18 protein-coding genes are annotated in these 14,747 nt (G+C 39.0%); 13 read left to right on the forward strand and 5 right to left on the reverse strand.

Annotated elements, in window-relative coordinates; translation table 11 throughout:
* The 9 genes from BM253_RS16365 to BM253_RS16405 all read left to right on the forward strand — a co-directional run.
* On the forward strand, positions 1–486 hold a 486-nt coding region (locus BM253_RS16365), incomplete at its 5' end, for a TraG family conjugative transposon ATPase (protein WP_143095696.1).
* Between the two features lie 25 nt (positions 487–511).
* Positions 512–1,144 (forward strand): DUF4141 domain-containing protein, encoded by a 633-nt coding sequence (locus BM253_RS16370; RefSeq protein WP_091526443.1) that lies wholly within the window; start codon positions 512–514, stop codon positions 1,142–1,144.
* Positions 1,145–1,146: 2 nt separating this feature from the next.
* Positions 1,147–2,139 (forward strand): conjugative transposon protein TraJ, encoded by a 993-nt coding sequence (gene traJ / locus BM253_RS16375; protein WP_091526445.1) that lies wholly within the window; start codon positions 1,147–1,149, stop codon positions 2,137–2,139.
* 24 nt (positions 2,140–2,163) lie between these two features.
* Complete coding sequence (gene traK / locus BM253_RS16380; protein WP_091526446.1) at positions 2,164–2,787, forward strand: conjugative transposon protein TraK; 624 nt, start codon at positions 2,164–2,166, stop codon at positions 2,785–2,787.
* Between the two features lie 10 nt (positions 2,788–2,797).
* Positions 2,798–3,076, forward strand: a complete 279-nt coding sequence (locus BM253_RS16385) for a hypothetical protein (RefSeq protein ID WP_091526466.1) — start codon at positions 2,798–2,800, stop codon at positions 3,074–3,076.
* Complete coding sequence (traM, locus tag BM253_RS16390) at positions 3,073–4,413, forward strand: conjugative transposon protein TraM (protein ID WP_091526448.1); 1,341 nt, start codon at positions 3,073–3,075, stop codon at positions 4,411–4,413. Before BM253_RS16385 ends, traM begins: the two co-directional genes overlap by 4 nt.
* Before the next feature lie 22 nt (positions 4,414–4,435).
* Complete coding sequence (traN, locus tag BM253_RS16395) at positions 4,436–5,329, forward strand: conjugative transposon protein TraN (protein ID WP_091526450.1); 894 nt, start codon at positions 4,436–4,438, stop codon at positions 5,327–5,329.
* A gap of 17 nt (positions 5,330–5,346) precedes the next feature.
* Positions 5,347–5,907, forward strand: a complete 561-nt coding sequence (locus tag BM253_RS16400) for a conjugal transfer protein TraO (RefSeq protein WP_091526452.1) — start codon at positions 5,347–5,349, stop codon at positions 5,905–5,907.
* Positions 5,908–5,917: 10 nt separating this feature from the next.
* Positions 5,918–6,367 (forward strand): DUF3872 domain-containing protein, encoded by a 450-nt coding sequence (locus BM253_RS16405; protein WP_091526454.1) that lies wholly within the window; start codon positions 5,918–5,920, stop codon positions 6,365–6,367.
* A gap of 267 nt (positions 6,368–6,634) precedes the next feature.
* Here BM253_RS16405 and BM253_RS16410 read toward each other — a convergent pair whose 3' ends face one another.
* The gene (locus BM253_RS16410) at positions 6,635–8,113 is read right to left on the reverse strand and encodes an aminotransferase-like domain-containing protein (protein WP_091526456.1); all 1,479 of its coding nucleotides are present in this window, start codon (positions 8,111–8,113) and stop codon (positions 6,635–6,637) included.
* 75 nt (positions 8,114–8,188) lie between these two features.
* Here BM253_RS16410 and BM253_RS16415 point away from each other — a divergent pair, with 75 nt between their 5' ends.
* Genes BM253_RS16415 through BM253_RS16430 form a run of 4 tightly spaced genes read left to right on the forward strand, consistent with a single transcriptional unit; the run spans position 8,189 to position 10,324 of the window.
* Complete coding sequence (locus tag BM253_RS16415) at positions 8,189–8,653, forward strand: GNAT family N-acetyltransferase (protein ID WP_091526457.1); 465 nt, start codon at positions 8,189–8,191, stop codon at positions 8,651–8,653.
* Positions 8,654–8,662: 9 nt separating this feature from the next.
* Positions 8,663–9,181, forward strand: coding sequence for a GNAT family N-acetyltransferase (locus BM253_RS16420; RefSeq protein WP_091526459.1), 519 nt, complete (start codon positions 8,663–8,665; stop codon positions 9,179–9,181).
* Positions 9,182–9,195: 14 nt separating this feature from the next.
* The gene (locus BM253_RS16425) at positions 9,196–9,801 is read left to right on the forward strand and encodes an FMN-binding negative transcriptional regulator (RefSeq protein ID WP_091526461.1); all 606 of its coding nucleotides are present in this window, start codon (positions 9,196–9,198) and stop codon (positions 9,799–9,801) included.
* Positions 9,802–9,805: 4 nt separating this feature from the next.
* The gene (locus BM253_RS16430) at positions 9,806–10,324 is read left to right on the forward strand and encodes a GNAT family N-acetyltransferase (RefSeq protein WP_091526468.1); all 519 of its coding nucleotides are present in this window, start codon (positions 9,806–9,808) and stop codon (positions 10,322–10,324) included.
* A 48-nt stretch (positions 10,325–10,372) separates the two neighbouring features.
* Here BM253_RS16430 and BM253_RS17625 read toward each other — a convergent pair whose 3' ends face one another.
* From BM253_RS17625 to dnaE, 4 genes are all read right to left on the reverse strand, one after another.
* Positions 10,373–10,963 (reverse strand): hypothetical protein, encoded by a 591-nt coding sequence (locus tag BM253_RS17625; RefSeq protein WP_317040975.1) that lies wholly within the window; start codon positions 10,961–10,963, stop codon positions 10,373–10,375.
* A gap of 19 nt (positions 10,964–10,982) precedes the next feature.
* Positions 10,983–11,738, reverse strand: coding sequence for an exonuclease domain-containing protein (locus BM253_RS17630; RefSeq protein WP_317040976.1), 756 nt, complete (start codon positions 11,736–11,738; stop codon positions 10,983–10,985).
* A gap of 110 nt (positions 11,739–11,848) precedes the next feature.
* Positions 11,849–12,469, reverse strand: coding sequence for an alpha-ketoglutarate-dependent dioxygenase AlkB family protein (locus tag BM253_RS16440; RefSeq protein WP_091526463.1), 621 nt, complete (start codon positions 12,467–12,469; stop codon positions 11,849–11,851).
* A gap of 16 nt (positions 12,470–12,485) precedes the next feature.
* Positions 12,486–14,747: DNA polymerase III subunit alpha (gene dnaE, locus BM253_RS16445; protein ID WP_091526465.1), on the reverse strand; the 2,262-nt coding region annotated here is incomplete at its 5' end.

Consider the following 14,747-nt stretch of genomic DNA (forward strand, 5'->3'; position numbering starts at 1 on the left):
GCATGGAAAGCTATTGCTAAAGAAGGAATGGCGGAATACATCAAATACCTGTTTAAAACAGTTCGTAAGTTCTTCGGAGAAGCCATCGTGGTAACCCAGGAAGTGGACGACATCATCCAGTCCCCGATTGTCAAGGAAAGCATCATCAACAATTCCGACTGTAAGATTCTGCTTGACCAACGAAAGTACATGAACAAGTTTGACGACATACAGGCAATGTTGGGACTTACAGACAAGGAAAAAGCGCAGGTATTGTCCATCAACATGAACAATGATCCGTCAAGACTTTACAAAGAAGTATGGATCGGTCTGGGTGGTACCCATTCCGCAGTTTATGCTACAGAAGTAAGTCTGGAAGAATACCTCGCCTACACCACCGAAGAAAGCGAAAAAATGGAAGTAATGCAGCTGGCATCCGAACTCGGAGGCAATGTAGAACTCGCCATCAAACAGATCGCACTCCTACGCCGCGAGAAAACCGATTAATATCTAACAATCTAAAATTAAGCAAATGAAAAAATTAGTAAACCTACTGTTTGGGATTATAGCAATCCTAGCAGCAACTTCAGCAAATGCGCAGTTTATCGTTGCCGATCCCGCAAACCTGGCATCAGGAATCTTAAACAGTGCCAACGAAATCGTGCAGACTTCCACTACGGTGAGCAACGTGATTAAAAACTTCAAGGAAGTAGAGAAAGTCTATAATCAGGGAAAGGAGTACTACGACAAACTAAAAGCCATCAACGATCTGGTAAAGGATGCCCGAAAGGTACAGCAGACCGTACTGCTTGTAGGCGACGTATCGGAGATGTACGTACAGAACTTCGGCAAGATGATGAACGATCCCCATTTTACCTCGCAGGAACTCGCTGCTATCGGCAACGGTTACTCAGCGTTACTCAACGAGAGTACCGAGCTTTTAAAGGAACTGAAACAGATCGTAACCTCTTCCACCCTTTCCTTAAACGACAAAGAGCGCATGGACGTAATCGACCGCGTGTACAATCAGGTGAAGGACTACCACAGCTTGGTTCGCTACTACACCAACAAGAACATTTCGGTAAGCTACCTACGTGCAAAGAAGAAGAACGATTCCAAAAGGGTTTTGGAACTCTACGGCAGATCAAACCAAAAATACTGGTAGTTATGGTATGGAACAACCTTCATGAAGTCCTGCGTTCGCTCTATGACGACATGATGCCCCTTGCTGCCGATATGGCGGCAGTGGCAAAAGGATTAGCCGGTCTGGGCGCCTTGTTCTATGTGGCATTAAAAGTATGGCAGGCATTAAGCCGTGCAGAACCCATAGATGTGTTTCCGTTACTGCGACCGTTTGCTCTTGGCTTGTGTATCATGTTTTTCCCAACCATTGTACTGGGAACAATCAACGCGGTATTAAGCCCTGTCGTTACCGGAACACATGCTATCCTTGAAGATCAGGTACTTGATTTAAACCAATTGCAGCAACAGAAAGACCAGCTGGAATACGAAGCAATGGTTCGAAACCCAGAAACCGCCTATATGGTTTCAGATGAAGAATTCGATAAGAAGCTGGAAGAACTGGGTTGGTCACCCTCAGATATCGGTACGATGGCAGGAATGTATATGGATCGGACTGCTTATCAGGTAGAAAAAGCATTAAAAGATTGGTTCCGCAACCTTTTGGAAATCCTTTTTCAGGCAGCAGCATTGGTTATTGATACCATCCGAACCTTTTTCCTGATCGTACTTTCCATACTCGGACCGATTGCATTTGCTATTTCAGTGTGGGATGGTTTTCAATCCACCCTCACCCAGTGGCTCACCAGATACGTCAGCGTGTATCTCTGGCTTCCCGTAGCGGATCTCTTCAGTTCCATGCTTGCCAGAATTCAGTCGCTGATATTGGAAAGGGACATACAGATGTTGGCTGATCCAACCTATATACCCGACACCTCCAACACCGTGTACATCATCTTTATGATCATCGGTATCATCGGATACTTTACCATTCCAACTGTTACAGGATGGATCATTCAGGCAGGAGGTGCAGGAAACTTTACCAGAAACGTCAATCAAACCGCTATGAAAGCAGGAAACATCGCAGGTGCGGGTGCAGGCTCGGCAACCGGTAACATCAGCGGACAGCTATTAAAATAAATAACAATCCAAATCATCTAAAAAATGGAATTTAAAACCTTGAGAAATATAGAGAACAGCTTTCAGCAGATAAGGCTGTATGCTGTTGTTTTCGCCATTCTCTGCATTGCAGTGGTTGGATACGCTGTTTGGCAATCCTACCGCTTTGCAGAGGATCAGCGCCAGAAAATTTACGTCTTGGACAACGGAAAATCATTAATGCTTGCCTTATCGCAAGATGCAAGCATCAACCGTCCCGTAGAAGCAAGAGAACACGTAAGGAGGTTCCATGAACTGTTCTTCACATTGGCACCGGACAAACATGCTATAGAAAGCAACATGAAACGTGCCTTTAACCTAGCGGATAAAAGTGCGTTTGACTATTACAAAGACCTCTCGGAAAAAGGCTACTACAGCCGCATCATTTCCGGAAACGTACAGCAGCGGACCGAAGTAGACAGTGTGGTATGTAACTTCGATAGATATCCCTACGAAGTTAAAACCTACAGCAAGCAGTTTATCATCCGCTCAAGCAATGTGACCAAACGAAACCTTGTCACTTCCTGTTATCTGGTAAACTCCGTACGTTCAGACAACAATCCTCAAGGCTTCAATATAGAGAAGTTCGCAGTGTTGGAGAATACGGATCTTGAAATTATTGAGCGCTAATCCAGATGGTATGAAAAAATTGAAAGAAAGTACTCAAATGTATTTTGATAAAATAGATAACCGCTGGAAAAGATTATCGCTCAAGAAACAGCATCAATATCTGATCACTCTTTTTATCGGATACCTGCTGCTTACCATTTCCGTGATTTTTAAAATATGGTACGACACAGAATCCAATGAAACAGAGATGCAGATCAACCATATTGAAAATCCTGTTATGAAAAACAGTCCGTACAAAGACTCCTTAAACCACAAAATCAAAAATTTATTAATAAACGATGATTTATGAAAGAAAATGAAAATAAAAAAACAGTCGTTAAGGTAACCGAAGGAACTTTAAAAGACACAGACAATCAAACAGAAAGCACACAAAATAAATTGGAACGCTTCAAGAAGCCGTTAATATTCGGTTTGATGGGTATTGTGTTTTTTGGTTGTATGTATTTGATATTTAAACCGTCTGAAGATCAAAAGACATTAGAAACTATAGGCTTAAACGATGTCGTTCCGCAAGCCAGTGGTTCAGGCTTGCCCGATGACAAAGGAAAAGCCTACGAACAGGAACTGCTTCAGCAGAAAGACCAGGAAAAACGCAGCGCATTAACCACCCTTGCAGACTATTGGAATACAGAAGAAAAATTAAGTCCTAATATCAGTCTATCAGAAAAGGAAAGCAACGTTTTTGGAAATAGCAAAAAAATTGAAAATACATCAAATTCGCATTTAAACAGCTACCAATCTGCACAGGGAACTCTGAACTCTTTTTATGAAAAAGACAACAGCGAAACGCAGGAACTGCGCAGACAGTTGGAGGAATTGAAAAAGGAATTGGCAGAAAAGGATATTCCAAAACCTCCGACCGTTGACGACCAACTGGCACTGATGGAAAAATCTTATCAGATGGCTGCAAAATATTTACCCGGTAGTAATTTAAATAACAATGATCTACCACAAGTTACTTCTACCAATACTACAGATAAATCTGCGATTAAAACAAGTTCAAAAGAATCATTTGTTCCACTGATTTCCAAGTCAAAGAACACTGTTTCTTCTCTGTATCGTGAGCCAACCGACGGCGAGTTTTTAAATAATTGGTCAGAGGATAGAAACAGGGAATTCTACTCGCCAATAGTTCAAAAAGAGACTGCCCAACCCAAAAACAGTATTAAGGCGATGGTATTAGAAACACAGACCATTATTTCAGATACAGGAGTCAGATTGCGCTTGCTCGAATCAGCTCAAAGCTCAGGAAGAATAATCCCACAAGGTACTCTGGTAAGCGCTGTTGCCAAATTACAGGCAGGACGTTTACAACTAAAGGTCAGCTCCATAGAAATGGAAGGTACCATAATACCTGTTGACCTGACGATTTATGATCTGGATGGTCAACCAGGTTTATACATACCCTACTCGCCCGAAATGAATGCAGCTTCTGAAATGGCAGCCAATATGAGCCAGACCTCCGGAAGCAGCCTGATGCTTACTCAGTCTGCCGGACAACAGGTTGCTGCAGACTTGAGCCGTGGTGTCATTCAGGGTATTTCAGGTTACTTCTCCAAAAAAGCGAGAACTCCAAAAGTAACCTTAAAAGCCGGTCATCAGGTGTTCCTCGTTTCAAAAAATTAATACTAATAAAAATACATTCAATATGAAAAAATATTTAAAAATCATCTATTTAACTATTCTCATATATAGTTTCCCTTTAAACTGTATTGCGCAAGACAGCAACCAATATCCCCTTACACTAGGTAAAATAGAATCCTATTTATTGGATGTAACTTACGATAAAACATCACATCTGATTTTTCCCTCAGCGATACGTTACGTAGATTTAGGAAGTGAATACCTCATAGCAGGGAAAGCGGATGAAGCGGATAATGTGCTACGCATCAAAGCTACAGTACGAGATTTTGAAGACGAAACAAATTTTTCGGTTATCACAAATGACGGTCGTTTTTACAGTTTTAATGCTTATTACAGCTCTTATCCCGATATATTGAGTTACGATCTGCTGACCATGCAAAAGCAGTTGGAAAAAGAAAATTTGAATGATGTGCTCTTTGAAGAGTTGGGAGAAACTCCTCCCTATCTCACCGATTTACTTCTTGAAGCCATTCACAACGACAACAAACGAATTGTAAAACATCTGGGATCTAAAAGTTTCGGTATCAGCTTTACCCTAAAGGGAATATATATACACAATGGCAAATACTATTTCCATACGGAAGTAAAGAACAGTTCCAATGTTCCATTTGAAATTGATTACGTCAATTTCAAAATAATAGATAAAAAAGTAGCCAAGCGTACAGTTGTGCAACAACAGTCAATCATACCGTTACGAACGTATAAACCACTGATTGAAATCAAAGGAAATTCAACAGAACAAAACGTTTACCTTTTAGATCGGTTTACAACAAGTAGTGACAAGATGCTTTTAATTGAGATTTTTGAAAAGAACGGAGCAAGAAATCAAACCATTCAAATTCAAAACAGTGATCTGATAAAAGCACGTGTTGTAAGTGATATGCATCTTAAGATTTAACCAACTAAACTACATATATGAAACAATTTATATATACCGTCCTAATCGTTTTATTAAATATTACGTCAACGACGGCACAGCGAATGCTACCCAAACAAAAAGGTTTGGAAATAACTGCAGGTCTTTTATCAAATGTTCAAAAAACTACTGACTATTACATTAGTGCTGCAATGACTGTAAACAGCAAAAAAGGCAATTACCAATTATGGAGTTTTGAATATAGCCAAAAGCAACACGTTTACAAATCCACAACAATACCACAAGAAACCTATACCATGGAAGGTGGTTACAGTTTCTTTTTGTTAGGTGATGCACAAAAGAACATCGTACTGAATTTCGGATTAACAGGAATTATGGGATATGAGAGTCTAAACCGTGGTGAAACGATGTTGTATGACGGAGCTGAAATGATAAGTAAAAACAACTTCATATACGGTGCCGGCGGACGCCTCACCTTAGAAACCTACTTATCAGATCGGATGGTTTTACTTATTCAAGCTAGAACAAAAGTTTATTGGAATACAGATCTGGAACAATTCAGACCATCTCTAGGTTTAGGATTACGGTTTAACTTTTAAAATAAAAACAATGAAAGAACTATTTTATAAATTAAAAATGAGATTACTACCGATATTTGGATTGCTGGCAATCTTAATAACTTCATTTTCTATATTTTCATGTAACACAGCAGATGAACTAGAAATACAACAAAATTTTCCGTTTGAGTTAAAGGTCATGCCGGTGCCAAAAGAAATAGCTGACGGAGATACAGTCGAAATCAGGATATCGATCGAGTCAACCGGAAGTTACAAAGAAAATAAATATTACCTGCTCTATTTCCAGTTTGATGGGCAGGGTACTTTACAGTACTATGATGAACAACCTTACCTTCCTAACGATATTTATTTTTTACCCAAGAAACAATTCAGACTGTACTACACATCAACATCCAAAATAACACAATCTTTTATAGTATGGATATCTGATGACTTTGGTAATGAAAAGAATTTGAAGTTTCAGTTTAACAGTATTGACTAAATATTTCTATATTAAAACGGCTTATTACTTAATAAGCCGTTTTCTCCTTAAAAAGTCGTTCGTTAAAGTAGATTATTAACCATAACTAGTTAATTTTATATGACTTATGATTAAAATATAGATTGGTTTGATACTAGTATATAAAAAACTTTAAAAAGAAATTAAACCATTGATATATCCGAAATTACTCTTATTTATGCTAAAGTAGTGTGATAAAGTAGATAACGCAGTAGATGAGTACATAAACTAACAATAGGGAAAATCATATTATAGCAATCCTTTTATAATATCCACACTCTTGATTACATCATCTATAGAAGAAGATGCAAACCCCAAACGTACGCCATTCGTATTGTAGTTTGAATATTGGTGTATTTTTCCATTGGATATATATAATCCTTTCTGATAAGCTTTTTGTGCTAGTAGTTGCAGGTTTATAGCTTTATCAAATTCGGTCCAAACAGTCATACCACCTTCAGGAATATCAAAGTTTACTTTACCACTCAGCTCAGAATTAAGTAAGTCGCAAAAAATATCACGTCTTTCTTCATATACGGTCAAAGCTTTTCTAAGATAACGCTGTATGGTGTTTTCGTTCAATAAATCAGCCATAGCGTTGTCCAGGATGTGATCACCTTGTCTGTCCAGTAAAATACGAACATTGGAGAGGTGTTCCGCTACATTTTCTGCAACAACCAAATAGCCCATACGGAAAGCAGGAGAAAAACTTTTGCTGAATGAACCGCAATAAATAACCATACCATTTTCATCTGCACTTGCAAGTGGCAGCAGTGGACGATGTTTATAATGAAAATCAAAATCATAATCATCCTCAAAAATGATAAAGCCGTATTCATTCGCCAACCGTAACAATTCCAATCTTCGGTCTATACGAAGCGATACTGTTGTAGGATAATGATGATGAGGCGTTACATAAACCATTCTTACTTTTTGTTGTTGGCAAATCTTTTTCAATTCATCTACAACCAAACCGTTTTCGTCTACAGGTATCGTAATGTGTTTGGCTTTAGCGTGAATAAAATTCATTTCTGCTCTGTTCCAACCAGGTACTCCTGAAACAATAACATCTCCTGCATCAATCAAACCATTGCAGACAAGATTGATGCCCATGAGTGTTCCCCTTACCGAAAGAATATTTTTTTCGCTAGTCTTCAATCCTCTTGTTTCATTCAAGTAGTTGGAAATTGCTTCTCTATATGGTTCAGAACCATTCGGATAGCTATAACTCCCGAATTTAGTATAGAGTCCGCCTCTCGATAATTGATTTCGATAGGCTCGATACAATTCCTTTATGGGAGCCAATTTAGGATCAGGAAATCCATCGTCTAAATGAAGTTTAGTATTAGTTACCGTGAGAGGAATATTTAAATGAGGCTTGGAATGAATAGTAAAACCAGCTTTTTTTAGTGGTGCATTTGCAATAGCGTTTTGTAATGTTTTGGGGTCAGATAATGGGATATGAGAAGAAACAAATGTCCCTCGTCCTACAAAACTTTCTAACCAACCTTGTGTTTGCAGTTCTTCAAAAGCCTTTGAAACAGTAATTCTGTTAATCTGTAACAATGATGAAATGTCCCTTGAACTGGGTAACTTTTGTCCGGAAAGCAGTTTGTTACTTTTAATCAAAGTCAAAATTCCATCTGCTAATTGTAGATAAACAGCTCTTTCAGAAGTATGATCAATAAGCAGTTCGCTAAAATGACGTACTAAAATTGGACTATCCATTTTATATAAATTGGACTACAAATATAATCCAATATAGTTTTACTTTTGAAGTATTCCAATGAAAAATGATATAATATGAAAAGTAGTACAATAACAGTTAGGAAAGCTGCAGTTGCTGATAGTGAACGACTTTGGGAGTTGATGCGAGAATTAGCAATATTTGAAAAGTATATTGATGTATTTGCTATTACTCCAGAAATTGTAAAAGAAAGTGGATTTATAAAAAGTCCACCAGATTTTCATTGCCTTGTAGCAGAAGAAAATAGGCTCATAGTGGGTATTTTGGTCTATTATTTTATTCCTTACACAGCACAGAATAAACCAGCTATTTATATGAAAGAGCTATATGTTGATAAAAACTATAGAGGTAAGCGGATTGGAGAGCAACTCATGTGTGTATTAAAAAAGCAGGCGGAAATACATAATTGCATACAGGTAAAATGGACAGTAGCACCGTGGAATGAAGGAGGTAAAAGATTTTATGAACGTCTGGGAGCAATTGAAAATACAGAATGGTTAAACTACGAATGGACAATTTAAATTGAAAAAATGGAAGATATAGTAATTAGAAAAGTAATGCTTAAGGATATTGGTTTACTGCAAGAAATCGGCAGAAAAACGTTTTTTGAAACTTTTGCAGAAAACAATACCCAAGAAAATATGTCAAAATATTTAGAGGAAGGTTTTTCTATCGAAAAGCTAACTGAAGAATTGAACGATGAATATTCGGAGTTTTATTTTGCTGTTTTAGCGGAAAAAGTCATTGGCTATCTAAAATTAAATTTTGAAAACTCCCAAACAGAATTGCAAGATAGCAGTAGCCTTGAAATAGAGAGAATTTATGTTTTACAGGAGTATCATGGTAAAAAAGTGGGGCAGCTATTATATGACAAAGCCATAGAGATAGCATACAATAAAGAGGTTAAGTATGTTTGGTTGGGTGTTTGGGAAGAAAATTCAAGAGCTATTCGCTTTTATCAAAAAAATGGATTTGTGGCATTCGATAAACACATTTTCAAATTAGGAGATGATGAGCAAACCGATATCATGATGAAAAAGAAATTGTAAAATATATTCAGCATATGTATATACCAAATCATTTTCAGTTTCAGGATAATGGCGAAAAAATTGCTTTTATGAAGCGATATAGCTTTGCTACTATTGTTACCACTAAAGACAATCTTCCCATTGCAACTCAGCTGCCGTTTTTTATAGACGACCGCTCAGACAAACTAGTATTGATTTCCCATTTTGCCAAAGCTAATGAACAGCATAAATACATTGAAGACAATATATCTTTGGTGATTTTTTCAGAGCCACATGCCTACATCTCACCAGCAAATTATAACAAGCGGGAAAGCGTGCCAACTTGGGATTATATTGCAGTTCATGCCTATGGTAAAGCAAAAATATTAGAAGACGAAGTAGCCAAAGAAGCTGTTTTGGAGCAGATGATCCTTTTCTATGAAGAAGACTATTTACAACAATGGGTAAGTCTTAATGATAGATTCAAAAAAGGAATGATGAAAGGCATCGTAGCCTTTGAAATAGAAATAACCGATTTGCAAGGACAAAAAAAATTGAGCCAAAACAAAACGGAAACAGAAAAACATCGTATTGCAGAAAATTTGTCCAAAAGCAAAAATATGGCGGAAAGGGACATTGCAGATTACATTAAAAAATTATAGAAATATGAAGTTTAATATTCAGCCTACATTAGAAAATGAAATTGCAATCCTTTGCCCTTTGCAGGAAAAGGATTTTGAAGATTTATATGCAGCAGCATCCGACACTAAAATATGGGAACAACACCCGAATAAAGACCGTTGGAAAAAAGAGGTATTCAAAACATTTTTTGATGGAGCCATGCAAAGTAAAGGTGCTTTTAAAATTGTAGATAAAGCTACTGGAACCATTATTGGAAGCACACGCTTTTATGATTTTAATGAACAGGAAAACAGCATATTCATCGGCTACACGTTTTATGCAGTAGAGTATTGGGGAAAAGGTGTCAATAAATCGGTAAAAGAGCTGATGTTAGATTATATTTTTCAGTTTGTCCCCAAAGTGAATTTTCATATTGGAGCTGACAATATTCGCTCGCAGATTGCCATAGGACGTATTGGTGCTGAGAAAATTGGAGAGCAGGAAGTGACTTATTTTGGAGAAGCTCCTAAGCTAAACTTTGTTTATGAAATAGTTAGATTTTGACATACCACTGCATTAACAAAGTTATTAAAATAAAATTTCGTAATTAATTCACTTTATATTAAAAACCTTACCAGAATTTTTGGTTGCAAAAGAACTAATAAGCTGCGTAATATAGGTATTACTTTTATGGCGGGTTAAAAAATCTTTCATTTTTTCTGGATCTTTAACAGATACTTCATTAGCAATATAGCCCATGCCGTAAAAATGTCCGTCCTGAACCCATATACAGCTTTGCTCGTCTTTAGTCCTTCCCTTATCCAAAATATAGTAGCTCGGCTTCATTTCCGTTACAAAATCTACCGCCTGCTGTACCTGTTGATTATGCTTTTCTACCAATGGTAAATCAGATAGATCATTAACAACCACACCTTCACTTTCGGTGCTTACAGCATATTTACAAAAACGATAATCTAAAGCAAATTGTTCCTGTAGATTCCGCAGCAGGCTTATGCCTTCGTTAATAGTACTAAAAACTTCTATACACGGCTTCAGTTTGCTCACCTTACCAACTGCAAGGTACCTATAACCGTTGCGTGCGGTATATTCGTAAAGTCCGTATTTAGGTTCGAACCTTTTTAATGCAGTATTGTAAATTGGCCATAACTTTTTGATTTCCGAACACTCTAAAAGTAATGCCATGAGTTCGGTGGCACATACTTCAAAAGAAATACCGTATATGTCCCTTAAAAAATGCTGTCTTTGAGGTGTAACCTTGTGACCGCTGAAGTGTGAAGCTACTCTTTTTTTTAAGGTTTACCGCCTTACCTACATATACAACTTTTTTCTGAGCATTGTAAAAATAGTAAACACCCGGTTTTTCAGGAAGATTTTGAAAATCTTCTGGAGGTAAGTTTGGAGGCAGCCGTTGATCCGGTGCCGTTTTTTTTATCATTTTCTGAATTTCTAAAGCACCGTCGTTGATAAGTAACGACAAAAGCACAGCTGTGGCATCGGCATCACCGCCGGCACGGTGGCGGTTTTCCAATGAAATATCCAAAGATCGACAAAGGTTTCCAAGGCTGTAAGAAGGAAGACCGGGTTTGATTTTGCGTGCTGCACGAACCGTACACAATTTAGGTGCTGTCCATTTATAACCTGCGTCTTCCAACTGGTGACGAACAAACGAATAATCGAAATTAACGTTATGAGCCACAAAAATGCGGTTAGAGAGTAGTTCTAACAGTTCTTTAGCGATGTCTTGAAACAATGGTGCCTCATAAACCATTTCGTTACTGATCCCCGTAAGAGCAGTAATGTATAATGGTATGTGCTGTTGCGGATTTACAAGGGTTTCCCAACGTTCGATCACTTCCTTTCCATTATGTATAAGCACAGCAATTTCTGTTATTCTGCTTCCGCCTGCATTTCCGCCCGTAGTTTCTATATCTACCACCGCATATTCCATCTTCTTCATTTGCTATGATCCCTGTAATCTATTTTAATGTATCTGTTTCAAATTTACGATTTTAATCAGCAATTGGCTGACACCTGATGACATTTGAATTTACTAAAAAATTTTTCACCTCATCTTATGACTCTTCTAAATGTAAGGTTTATTCTGGGTAATACCTCTTTAGTGGTTTTAGGAACAGCATGTTCCCAGAAACTGTTGGTTTTGCCTGCCATTATCAGGAACGAGCCGTGATACAACGGTATATCAACCTGAGGCACCTCTTTCCTAAATTTATGCCTTAAGTGGAACATGCGTGTTTCGCCGAAAGTTACCGATGCGATGATTGGATTGCTACCCGACCTTTCGATCTTATCACTGTGCCATGAGACACTGTCGCTGCCATTGCGGTACAGGTTTAAAAGCACGGCATTGAACTTTAGATTAGTTTCTGTTTCTACCCGCTCGCGGATTTTATTTAGGTCGGCAGTAAATTCGGGTGCATTACCCGAGGGTATATTCTCTTCTTTATCCTGATGCCAGGAAATCATTCGGGGTGCCGTAACAATTTTATCGTACATTGGCATTTCATATTCACGCCATGGGGTTGCGGTTAATAACTTATCATAAAAAATGTCGGATTCTTCCTTGCTGAAAAAATTATCAATCAGCATTACATCGGCATCGGGCAGATTAAACTCTTTGGTTCCTCTGCTGCCTGTTGTGAATAGTTCGGTATCGTTAAAAAGTTTCATATACTATAGCTCTGAATTATTGTTTCATTTCATCTTTAATGTTGTACTGTTCATTGATCTTACGTCTAGGCAATCCTATCTCATGTTCCTGCGGGTAAGGTTTGCGCTGGGTCATGGAAACATCTTCCTTTATCTGACGATGCACATCGAATTCGCGCTGTTTGTCGTGCGAATAACGCGGATCGGGGATGAACGGCATTTTTGCCATTTTAAGTATTGTTATTGTAGGAAAATGATAATCCACCTCTACCCTGCCCAGCAACAGGTAACACCCACCTCCCTGAAACGGATATTGTTCCAGACAATCTGGAAAATGTGCCGTATCGAAATAATTTCCCTCCACATCGATCCAGGTACCGAAAAACATAGCCCCTTTTTTTGTGGGTACATGTTTGCGGGAAATAAGGTACGCCAGCATCTTTACTTCGCCTTTGTGATGGTGTATCAGATCTTTAGCCATCACTTCACCCCTATGCTTTGTCTGCAGCAGATCGAAAGGTGTGCACGATACCGTAAAACCAATTAACTCAATTTCATCAAAAGCATCTTCAAAACATGACCGGGATAACTCAGGAAGTTTAAACTCTTTAGCCGGCTCCTGTAACAGGGTAAGGTTGCGGTTTTCCGGTTTAAAGTTCACTAACAGCAAACGTGCCTGTACCAGCAGCTCGTTTTTATTTTTCCCTGTGAAACGGAACGCACCTATAAAGATAAGTATCTGTACTGCTTCGATACCTATAGGGATGCGCCTAACAAAATCTTCAAGTGAAGTGAACGCTCCATTTTTTCTACGCTCACCAGGTATATTTTCTGCCAGCTTTGCTTCCAATCCCTGAAGGTGCATAAATCCCAGATACACATTGTTACCGTAAAGCGTGGTGTGGTATTCGCTGTTATTGACACAGGGGTTTAAAATTACGGCACCCGACATTCGTGCTTCGTGCACATAGACCTCGGTACGGTAAAAGCCCCCCATATTGTTGATGACGGCCACCATGAATTCCAAAGGGTAATATACCTTGAGGTAAAGGCTTTGGTAACTTTCTACAGCATATGAAGCCGAATGCGCCTTGCAGAACGAATAGCCTGCAAAGGATTCTATCTGACGGTACACTTCGCGGCTTAACGCTTCGCTATGCCCTTTAGCCGTACATGAAGCAAAGAAATTATCTTTTACCTTCTGTAATGCAGCCAGCGAACGCCCCTTGCCGCTCATTGCCCTGCGCAGGATGTCTCCGTCTGCAGCTGTGAGTCCGCCAAAATGCATGGCGATTTTGATGACGTCTTCCTGATACACAATAATGCCGTAGGTATCGCCCAGATGTTCCTGAAATACCTCATGAAAATATTCGAACTGATCGGGGTAGTTGTGCCGGAAGATGTATTCTTTCATCATACCCGACTGTGCCACTCCCGGACGGATGATGGACGATGCCGCCACCAGCGTTTTATAGTTGTCGCACTTAAGCCTTCTGAGCAACCCGCGCATGGCGGGAGATTCTATATAAAAACAGCCGATGGTTTGTCCGCGGCTCAGGAATTCATTACACTGCTTCTCATTTTTAGAAATGGACGTATCCCGGATATCTACCGTAATGCCCCGATTTTGTTCGATCAGCTTTACCGCATCGTTGATGCTGCCGATGCCCCTTTGGCTTAAAATATCGAATTTTTCGAAACCGATGTCTTCGGCAATGTGCATATCGAACTGAACGATGGGAAAACCTTTGGGCGGCATTTCGAGTGCGGTGTAATTGGTAATAGGTTCTTCGGAAATAATGATGCCGCAAGAATGCATGCTGCGCTGGTTGGGATATTTTTCCAACATTTTCCCATATTTATGTACCAGTTTTACCACCGAATTATCGTCGTGCCGTTCCATTGGATTCTTTGCTAGTGCATCAAGTTCCTCTTTTGGGAGTCCGAACACTTTACCTACTTCACGGAAAATAGAACGGTATTTGAATTCTACATTGGTACCACAAAAGGCTACATGGTCTTTGCCGTAGCGATTGAAAATATATTCCAAAATGGTATTTCGGTCCTGCCAGCTCCAATCGATATCAAAATCTGGTGGGGTTTTACGGTTTAGGTTCAGGAAGCGTTCAAAATAAAGATCCAGCTCTATAGGACATATATCGGTAATACCCAGACAATAGGCAATGATGCTGTTGGCACCGCTACCACGTCCAATGTGCATCAATCCCAAACTGGTACTATACCGTACAATATCCCAGGTAATCAGAAAATAACCACTGAATTCCAGTTCATGGATTAC

The sequence above is a fragment of the Paenimyroides ummariense genome (assembly GCF_900115115.1).
GTDB classification, from domain to species: Bacteria; Bacteroidota; Bacteroidia; order Flavobacteriales; family Flavobacteriaceae; genus Flavobacterium; species Flavobacterium ummariense.

Excerpts from the sequence above, each read along its gene's own strand:
- BM253_RS16370 (WP_091526443.1), top strand. The coding sequence starts at position 512 with ATGAAAAAATTAGTAAACCTACTGTTTGGGATTATAGCAATCCTAGCA.
- traJ (WP_091526445.1), top strand. The coding sequence starts at position 1,147 with ATGGTATGGAACAACCTTCATGAAGTCCTGCGTTCGCTCTATGACGAC.
- traK (WP_091526446.1), top strand. The coding sequence starts at position 2,164 with ATGGAATTTAAAACCTTGAGAAATATAGAGAACAGCTTTCAGCAGATA.
- BM253_RS16385 (WP_091526466.1), top strand. The coding sequence starts at position 2,798 with ATGAAAAAATTGAAAGAAAGTACTCAAATGTATTTTGATAAAATAGAT.
- traM (WP_091526448.1), top strand. The coding sequence starts at position 3,073 with ATGAAAGAAAATGAAAATAAAAAAACAGTCGTTAAGGTAACCGAAGGA.
- traN (WP_091526450.1), top strand. The coding sequence starts at position 4,436 with ATGAAAAAATATTTAAAAATCATCTATTTAACTATTCTCATATATAGT.
- BM253_RS16400 (WP_091526452.1), top strand. The coding sequence starts at position 5,347 with ATGAAACAATTTATATATACCGTCCTAATCGTTTTATTAAATATTACG.
- BM253_RS16405 (WP_091526454.1), top strand. The coding sequence starts at position 5,918 with ATGAAAGAACTATTTTATAAATTAAAAATGAGATTACTACCGATATTT.
- BM253_RS16410 (WP_091526456.1), bottom strand. The coding sequence starts at position 8,113 with ATGGATAGTCCAATTTTAGTACGTCATTTTAGCGAACTGCTTATTGAT.
- BM253_RS16415 (WP_091526457.1), top strand. The coding sequence starts at position 8,189 with ATGAAAAGTAGTACAATAACAGTTAGGAAAGCTGCAGTTGCTGATAGT.
- BM253_RS16420 (WP_091526459.1), top strand. The coding sequence starts at position 8,663 with ATGGAAGATATAGTAATTAGAAAAGTAATGCTTAAGGATATTGGTTTA.
- BM253_RS16425 (WP_091526461.1), top strand. The coding sequence starts at position 9,196 with ATGTATATACCAAATCATTTTCAGTTTCAGGATAATGGCGAAAAAATT.
- BM253_RS16430 (WP_091526468.1), top strand. The coding sequence starts at position 9,806 with ATGAAGTTTAATATTCAGCCTACATTAGAAAATGAAATTGCAATCCTT.
- BM253_RS17625 (WP_317040975.1), bottom strand. The coding sequence starts at position 10,963 with ATGGCATTACTTTTAGAGTGTTCGGAAATCAAAAAGTTATGGCCAATT.
- BM253_RS17630 (WP_317040976.1), bottom strand. The coding sequence starts at position 11,738 with ATGAAGAAGATGGAATATGCGGTGGTAGATATAGAAACTACGGGCGGA.
- BM253_RS16440 (WP_091526463.1), bottom strand. The coding sequence starts at position 12,469 with ATGAAACTTTTTAACGATACCGAACTATTCACAACAGGCAGCAGAGGA.